Origin of the sequence: Povalibacter sp. (assembly GCF_036735925.1) — a bacterium.
Taxonomy (GTDB): Bacteria; Pseudomonadota; Gammaproteobacteria; order Steroidobacterales; family Steroidobacteraceae; genus Steroidobacter.
The window spans coordinates 24,975-31,621 of record NZ_DAINNK010000019.1 but is presented as its reverse complement, the minus strand read 5'-3'; the positions used below and the strand labels follow the sequence as shown (position 1 = coordinate 31,621).

Here is a 6,647-nt window from a genome sequence, read left to right as displayed (position 1 = left end):
GAGCCGAGTTCGGCCAGCACGCCATCGACGATGCAGCTCGATGAAATCGGCAGGCCGCTGTAGTGCAGGATCGAGCGGAGCTGGTGTTTCTCCACGGCGGTTTCCAGCGTCAGCAGGCTGCGCAGTTGCGCGTCGCGGTTCTGTTCGACGACGAACAGCAGCGGATGCGAGGCGAGAAATTTCTCGACCTCCTGGCCGAAGGGAAATGCCCGGATACGCATGTAGTCCAGGGTCACGCCTTTGGCTTCGAGAATGTGCAGCGCCTCGCGCACCGCGCCGTCGCTGCTGCCGACGGAAATGATCGCCGCCTGGTTGCCCGAGGTTTCGATGATCGCCTTCGGCACCAGCGACTTCGCGCGCTCGAACTTGCGCTTCAGGCGATCGAGCACGACCTGGTAGTCGTGCGCGTCCTCGGTGTAGCCGCCGTACTGGTTGTGACCGGAGCCGCGCGTGAAATACGCGCCCTTCGGATGCACGCCGGGCAGCGTGCGGTAGGGGATCGCGTCTTCGTCCAGATCGAGATAGCGGTGGAACTTGGTCGGCAGCTGTTCGATCTGTTCCTTCGTCAGCACCTTGCCGCGATCCGGCTGGTAGCTCTCGTCCCAGTCGAGGACGGGACACATCCAGTCGTTCATGCCGATGTCGAGATCCGACATCACGAATACCGGCGTCTGCAGGCGCTCGGCCAGATCGAAGGCATCGATCGCCATGTGGAAGCATTCTTCCGGGTTCGCCGGGAACAGCAGCACGTGGCGCGTGTCGCCGTGCGAGGCATAGGCCGCCGCCATGATGTCGCCTTGCTGTGTCCGCGTCGGCATGCCCGTCGAGGGTCCGACGCGCTGGATGTCGAACAGCACCGCGGGAATCTCGGCGTAGTAGGCGAGACCGATGAACTCGTTCATCAGCGAAATGCCCGGGCCGCTGGTCGGCGTGAAGGCGCGCGCACCGTTCCAGGAGGCGCCGATCACGGCGCCGATGGCGGAGAGTTCATCCTCGGCCTGCACGATCAGGTAATTGTTCTGGCCCGTCTGCGGATCGACGCGCCACTTCTGGCAGAAGCTCTTGAACGCATCCATCACCGACGTCGACGGCGTGATCGGATACCACGCGCCGACCGTCGCGCCGGCATAGAGACAGCCGAGTGCCGCCGCGGTGTTGCCATCGATCAGGATGTGATTCGCCGTCCTGTCCATGCGCTGCACGCGGATCGGCAGCGGACACTGGAAATGCTCGCGTGCATAGTGGTAGCCGATCTCCAGCGCCTGCACGTTCGAGTCGAGCAGCGATTTCTTGCTGGCGTAACTCTCGGCCAGCAGCGCGCGCATGACGTCGAGATCGATCTCCAGCAGCGCGGCGAGCACGCCGGAGTACATGATGTTCTTGAGCAGGATTCGCGCCCGCACACCCTTGAACGTCTCATTGCACATGCGCGCCAGCGGCACGCCGAGAAGGGTGATGTCGTCGCGTTTCAGCAGCGTCGGGCGCGGCCAGCTCGAGTCGTAGATCAGATAGCCGCCGGGATCGACTTCACGCACGTCGCGCGCATACGTCTCCGCGTTCATCGCCACCATGAGGTCGATGCGGCCCGAGCGTGCGACGTAGCCGTCGCGCGTCACGCGGATTTCGTACCACGTCGGCAGCCCCTGGATGTTCGAGGGGAAGTAGTTCTTCCCCATGACGGGAATGCCCATGCGGAACATGGACTTCATCAACAGCGTGTTGGCGCTGGCGGAGCCGGTTCCGTTGACGTTCGCGAGCTTGATGACGAAGTCGTTTAGGCGGTCTTGCGCGTCTGCGGAACTGAGCATGGGCCCTCGTCGATCGCGTGCGGAATCCTGATGGTCGATTTCTGCATGTCCCATGCGGCTGTGGGACAGCGTTCGGCGCACAGACCGCAGTGCACGCACAGGTCTTCGTCCTTGACCATGACGCGCGCGGTCTGTTTCAGCGGTGTCGAGACGAACAGCGGCTGTGTCTTGTTGCGCGCCGGCGCTTTCAGATGCAGGCGCAGCTCGTCTTCCGGCCGGTTGCCGGTCATCGTCAGGCAGTCGACCGGACAGATGTCGATGCAGGCATCGCACTCGATGCACAGCTTGGCATCGAACACGGTCTGCACGTCGCAGTTGAGGCAGCGCTGCACTTCGGCCGCCGTCTGCTCCGCGTCGAATCCCAGTTCGACTTCGATGTTGATCTTCTTGAACCGTTCCTTCAGCGAGACGTGCGGCATCAGCCGGCGCTCGGCGGCGTTGTAGTCGTTCCTGTACGACCACTCGTGCAGGCCCATCTTGCGGCTCGACAGGTTCAGCAGCGCCGGCAGGCGTTCGGCCACGTCATTTCCCTGCAGATACCGGTGCAGGGAAATCGCCGCCTGATGTCCGTGCTCCACGGCCCAGATGATGTTCTTCGGGCCGAATGCGGCATCGCCGCCGAAGAAGACGTTCTCGCGCGTCGACTGGAACGTGACCTTGTCGACCTTCGGCACGTGCCACTTGTCGAACTCGATGCCGAGATCGTTCTCGATCCACGGAAACGCATTCTCCTGACCGATGGCGAGAATCACGTCGTCGCAGGGAAAGAGCGTCTCGCCGGCGATCCGCTCCGACACGATGCGATTGCCGTCGAGCTCGTATTCCATGCGATCGAAGATCATGCCGACCAGCTTGCCGTCCTCGACCACGAACGACTTCGGCGCGTGATTGATGACGATCTCGACGTTCTCGTCTTCGGCATCCTCGAGTTCCCAGTCGGACGCCTTGAAGAAGTTGCGCGGCTTGCGCGCCATCACTTTCACGTCGGTGGCGCCGAGCCGCAACGAGCTGCGGCAGCAATCCATCGCCGTGTTGCCGACGCCGATGATCAGCACGCGCCGGCCGATGCTCTTGATGTGCTCGAAGGCCACGGATTCGAGCCAGTCGATTCCTATATGTATGTGTTCGCGCACCGTCTCCGAGGCATGGCGGCCGGGCAGATCCAGATCCTTGCCCTTCGGCGCGCCGCTGCCGACGAAGATGGCGTCGAACTGTTTCGAGTTCAGCAGTGCCTTGAGGCTTTCGACCGGCGTGCCGAGCCGTAGGTCGACGCCCATGTCGATGATGTAGCCGATCTCTTGCGCCAGCACGCCGGCAGGCAGGCGAAACGACGGAATGTTCGTGCGCATCAGGCCGCCAGGCGTGTCCCATTTTTCGAAGATGGTCACGTCGTAGCCGAGCGGCATCAGGTCGTTCGCGACGGTGAGCGAGGCGGGACCGGCGCCGATGCACGCGACGCGCTTGCCGTTCTTCTCCTGCGGCGCACGCGGCAGCAATGCGGTGACATCGTCGCGATGATCCGCGGCGACGCGCTTGAGGCGGCAGATCGCGACGGGCTTTTCCTCGACACGACCGCGGCGACACGCGGGTTCGCACGGCCGGTCGCAGACGCGGCCGAGAATGCCGGGAAACACATTGGATTCACGGTTGACGAGATACGCCTCCGTGAACTTTCCCTGTGCAATGAGCCGTATGTATTCGGGAACGTCAGTGTGGGCAGGACAGGCCCACTGGCAATCGACGACGCGGTGATAGTAGTCGGGATTGCGCGTATCGGTAGGATCCACCGTGCTTCGAGCCCCCTCGCGACGACCGTGCGATGTTCGTTGACATCGCATCTGAATCGGAAGGGCAAGCCTATACCCAATGGCGCGACAGGAGAAGGCGCGGGCGCTTCCTGATTCTTCCTGTAGGTCAGGCTTTCCCGCGGGATTCCCTTCGGTCACAGCCTGACTCTGCGGTTTCGGAGTCAGGCTGAAGCCTGACCTACAGAAGACTCTTCAGCAGGCCGAAGCCTGACCTACAGCACCTTCACCCGGAACGACACCTCGAAGTAAGGATTTCCCGAACCGCCGCTGCCCGCCATCGTGCCCTGCGGACGAATGCGGATATGGCGAATGGCCGCGTCGCAGCCGCTCGCATCCGGCGCCGGCGTGTAGCCCCACACCGGCGGCGTGCCGGCCGTCGATGAATACGACACATTGCCCGCCGCATTGAACGTCAGCCCCGACGACGGCGTGCCGTTCTGGAACGTCACCACGCTGCTGCCGAGCCCGCACATCACGGTGTTGGCCGGAATCGAATCGACGATCTCGATCGAATTGTTGTCGACGGTGCCGCCCGCCTGATTCGCAATGCGAATCGTGTACACCTGGATCGAACCGGGAATGCTCTTCGGATTGCTGGTGTTGTTGAACGGATCGGATTCGACGCGCACGGACTTGCTGTGGATCAGGTTGGGTCCGCCGGTGACGGTGACGTTGCCGCCGAATTCGGAAGTTTCGCCGCCGAGCGTCGCCGTGCTGGTGAGCACGACCCCCGCCGACACACCGCCCGGCACGCTGCCGCGGAACAGGAAGCGGTTCGTGGTGTCGGTCCCCTGATTCCGCCCATTGATGGTTCCCGAGTAAGTGCCGGTCGTGGCATCGAGATCGCCGATGCCCTCGGTGAATGTGCCGAGATACGTCAGGCCCTCGCCGAATCCCGTCGGATCCGGCTGCGCGACATACAGCTCGATGGCGCTGCCCGGGCGCGCAAAGCCGGCGACCGAGAACTCGCCGTTGGCGATGGTCGCCGCCGTGATGACGGGAAAGTTCAGCAACCCGTTCGCACCCGAGTCGGCGTCGCCGTTGTCGTTGAGCGTCGGGCCGTTCGCCGTTCCCATGCCGTTCGGATCGACCGACGTCGGATACAGATCGATGCTCAGGCCGCCATTGTTGCTGAAACGGTTCTGCGAAAGGCGCGTGCCCGACGCAGCACTCAGCATCACACCCGGACCGGCATTGTTCTCGATCACATTGAACGAGATTTCGTTGCCGCTGCCGGTGTAGCTCCATGCGGCGATGCCGACCGGCTCGTTGCTTGGCGTGGCGTTCGGCATTGCTCCGGCACCCGAGAAGCCGTTCTGGCGGACCGTGTTGTTCGTGATCACGACGCCGTTCATCGAGCCGCCGCCGAAGCCGAGTTCGATGCCGGCGCCGGCCTGATTGCGGGTCAGGTTATTCTCGATGCGCGCGCCGGTGGCGCTGCCGATCAGCAGGATACCGTCGAAGGTGTCGGTGGGGGTCGAGGACGACCGGATCACTTCGTTGAAACTGATCCTGGCGCCGGCGCCGGGGTCGTTGCCGCGGATCACCGAATTGTTCGCAGACGCGTAGTTGCTGCGGATCTCCGCATTCGTGCCTGAGAACACGATGGCCATGTTGCCGCCGGAATCGGCATTGCCGCTGGCGTTCACGCCGACGAAGTTGTCGCGCACCACGGCGTTGATGCCGGACATCGTGATCGAACCGCGCGGCAACGCGAAGCCGTGGATGGCCTGGTTGGCGCCAGTGAAACTGAAAACGGCATCGGCGATCTGGATCTCCGGCCGGCTGAACTGCGGAAACGCGGTGACGAGTGCACCGACCGAACCGCCGGTGCCCGAACTGCCGCTGTTCGTGTTGCCGATGCCCACCGTCTGCGTCGTCGCATCGAGACGCAGGTTGTCGCGCGTGAGGGCCGGCAGCGCGGTCGCCAGCGTGATCGATACGGCGCCCGATGACAGGGGAATCATGAAAATGCTGGTTTCGTAGCCCGAGGGCAGGGAACTCGTCACGCCGCCGAGCTGGCGCGAGCCGTTCTGGGAAGCCGGCGTGCCCAGCGCCTGTGCGTTGATGAGGAACTGGCGCAGCGTGCCCTGGCAGGGGAAGTAGCTGTTGTCTGATCCGCCCGGCGTACAGGTGGCTGCGTCGCGCGTGTTGACGATGGTGCTGAAGTTGAAGCCGAAGTCGACGTTACTGACGGTGGGGTTGCCGCTATTGCCTGGATCGATCGTAGTAATCGATTGCGGTCTTTGTGTGGTGGTCGTCAAGGTAGGCAACGTGGCTCCCGACGTATTGCTGGGTGCGTCATTGAGTGCCGGATTCTCTCCGCCGACTCGATTGGTGACCGATGTGACCGTGTTGCTGTTGGTGGCGCCGGTCGTGCGAAAGGTCTGTACGGGCACACAGTTCGTGCACGTCCCACGGGAAGAACGCACCGTCCCACTCACGACACGCAGCGTCCGCGGATCATTCCCGCTGTAGGTGTACGAAAACGTTCCGTTCGTACCGGTGTTGAATGCAGTTACGTAGTTGTTGCCGTTGTAGACCTCGATCCGCACACCCGATATGCCCACACCCCCAGACGCGGTTCGCGACCGTCCTGCGCTGCCGCCATAGCTCACATCTTCGAACACCGTCCCCGTGATCGTGGCCGCGTACGAACGCCCGGCGAACAGCGCGGCGGCGAGGACCAGCGTGAGCAGACAGAAATGCTTGGCGAACCTGGCGGGCACGGCCGACCTACCGCAGAAAGAATCGCCGCAGCGTAGTTCAGGGAAACCCGCAGCCCGCCGCGAACCGATCACAAATTGACGCGCTTATGTCGGCTGCGCGTATGAACCGCGATGCCGTTCTCGCTTGCGTCTGCAACGGCGTCATTCGCGCGACGACGCCGGAAAAACGTCGCAGTTATGTCCTTTCGTGCATGCGTCACGCGCGCCGGCGTGCGTGGTCGACATCGTCGTTGCGACGCAGTTCTCGCAATCGTGTGAGGGCGGTCGGCGGCGGGCTCGCGGCCCTGCCGGAAAACGCGATG

At 63.3% G+C, this 6,647-nt stretch carries 3 protein-coding genes; all 3 read right to left on the bottom strand.

Translation table 11 applies throughout. The features are described from left to right. Window positions 1-1,808 (bottom strand): 2-oxoacid:acceptor oxidoreductase subunit alpha (locus V7D81_RS08240; RefSeq protein WP_324315673.1); only part of this gene is annotated, 1,808 nt, incomplete at its 3' end. After that, the gene (locus V7D81_RS08235) at window positions 1,775-3,595 is read right to left on the bottom strand and encodes an FAD-dependent oxidoreductase (RefSeq protein ID WP_324315672.1); all 1,821 of its coding nucleotides are present in this window, start codon (window positions 3,593-3,595) and stop codon (window positions 1,775-1,777) included. The genes V7D81_RS08235 and V7D81_RS08240, both read right to left, overlap by 34 nt. Before the next feature lie 233 nt (window positions 3,596-3,828). Then, window positions 3,829-6,345: a beta strand repeat-containing protein gene (locus tag V7D81_RS08230; protein WP_324315671.1), complete on the bottom strand. Its 2,517-nt coding sequence runs from the start codon at window positions 6,343-6,345 to the stop codon at window positions 3,829-3,831. Between the last annotated feature and the right edge of the window lie 302 nt (window positions 6,346-6,647).